Origin of the sequence: Devosia sp. (assembly GCF_034675085.1) — a bacterium.
GTDB lineage: Bacteria > Pseudomonadota > Alphaproteobacteria > Rhizobiales > Devosiaceae > Devosia.
Genome location: NZ_JAUCDN010000448.1, coordinates 1 through 1,993, shown reverse-complemented (window position 1 = coordinate 1,993; position 1,993 = coordinate 1). Strand labels below are relative to the sequence as shown.

General features: G+C 64.7%; 2 protein-coding genes. Both read right to left on the bottom strand.

The genetic code is table 11. The features are described from left to right. Nucleotides 1-961, bottom strand: a 961-nt coding sequence (locus tag VDP82_RS17575) for a GNAT family N-acetyltransferase (protein ID WP_323016109.1), incomplete at its 3' end; no start/stop codon positions are given. Nucleotides 962-1,048: 87 nt separating this feature from the next. Continuing rightward, the gene (locus VDP82_RS17570; protein WP_323016108.1) at nt 1,049-1,783 is read right to left on the bottom strand and encodes a cytochrome c biogenesis CcdA family protein; all 735 of its coding nucleotides are present in this window, start codon (nt 1,781-1,783) and stop codon (nt 1,049-1,051) included. Nucleotides 1,784-1,993: the final 210 nt, after the last annotated feature.

The window sequence follows — 1,993 nt, the reverse complement described above, 5'->3', positions numbered from 1 at the left end:
CCCGCAACAGGCATTGCTTGCCCGGCGACCCGCTTTGGATGGCGAGGTCGTCGCTCATCGAAGAGATCAGGCAGAACATGCGCCGGCCCAGAACCACATTATAGCGCACGGCCACGATCTTTTCGTCCAGACGCAGCACGTGGAGCCTGACGTCGAGCCCCGAGCCGGGACTGGCGGCGGCGCGATAAAAGCCGGTCAGCCCATCCAGAACGAACAGGTCGCGAATGCCCATGGCCCTGAACCGGGCCGAGCGCTGACGGAACATGGTATCGATGACCGTTTCCAGATCGTCCCCGACGCGCAATTGCTCGAAGCGCACCGCGCCAAGGGCGGCAAGGCGCTCGCCCTGCTGGCGATCATGCTTGCGGCGCGAACGGCTGCGCTGCAAGCCATCGCAGTCGTCCCAGCTGTCGTAGCGGGAGCGGTAAAGCGTCTCGATGGCCAGATGCTCGCCCAATTCGTCGAAGAGATCGCCATAGCCGTCGATCTCGGCCGGGATGGAGCGCAGATAGACCGCGTCGGCACCCGTCTTGAGGGGCTCCAGCATGTCGTGCCACAGCGCCGCGCGCCCCTCACTACCCAGGGCAGCCAGCCGGGCGGGATCGGCGATGGGAGCGTGGCAATTGGCGTGGGCCCCGGCAAACCAGGTGAAAACCGAGCACCCCCAGACGCGTCGGCGATGCAGGGGCAGCAGCGCCACCGGCTCGCCCGCCACGCGGCCCAGAACATAGAGCTGATCCTCTGGCGCTATGGAGCGATCGGCCACCCAGAGGCGAATAAAATCATAGCTCTGGCCGGGCGATTCGACGCCGCTCCGGCTCAACTGCCGCCACTCCGCCTCGACCTCTTCGATGCAATGGGTCACCGTGATTTCGGCGGCGCGCACTCCCTCCGCCCGCTCCCCGGCCTGGCCGAGAGCGAAGGGGGAAAAACTCGATTCCCTGACATTGGCTGAAAGCATGATCCCTCACACGGAGGGGATTGTTGCCTGCCGGAAGTAAAGCAGTTCTGAATTCCGACCCTAGAAGCTTTGCCTAAAACCCAATAATCAGCCGAAACTGGCAAGAACCGGGAAGGTTTCGAGGAACCAGTAGGATATGCGGGTAAAGTTGCCGGTGAGGAACAGAACACCGGTGACCACCAGAAGCCCGCCCATGATCCGCTCAACTGTGCGCAAATGCTTGCGGAAGCTCTGGAAGAAGGTCATGAACGGCCCGATGGCGATGCCGGCCAGGAAGAAGGGGACGCCCAGCCCCAGCGAATAGAGCGCCAGCAGCCCGGCCCCTTCCCAGGCCGTATCGCGGCTGGCCGCCACTGACAGCACCGCCGCGAGCACCGGCCCGATGCACGGCGTCCAGCCAACGGCGAAGGCCAGGCCGAGCAGGAACCCACCCAGCGGCCCCGACGCCACGCCCGGCCCCTGGTGGCGCAATTGCCGGTCGAGGATGCCGATGCGGTAGACGCCGAGAAAATGCAGCCCCATGGCGATGATGATGACACCGGCAATGGGCGTCAGCACCGGCAGCGCCTGGCGGAAGACCTGACCGAAAGCGGTGGCGGTGGCCCCCAGGGTGATGAACACCACGGAAAAGCCGAGAATGAAGAACAGCGAGGTGATCGCCACGCGCAATTGCAGGCGGCTGGGCGTGCCGGCCTCGTCGCGCAGCTGATCGAAGCTCGCCCCGCTCATATAGGTGAGATAAGGCGGCACCAGCGGCAGCACGCAGGGGCTGAGAAAGCTCAGCACGCCGGCTCCAATGACCAGAGGCAGGGAAAATTCCACGGCGAGACGCTCCTTGTCCTGTGCCCTGTGTAACGCGGCCAGATCTGAAAGCAATGAGCCGCCTTGCCGCATCGCCGGGATGTGAAGGGGGATTGGTTTGGACAGTCTCGATTCGACTCCACGCTTTCCTCGCCACCGGGTCATTCCGGCGCAGGCCGGAATGACATGGTGGGTAGGAGGCCAGCCGGAAACGCCGCCCGGCCCGAAGGC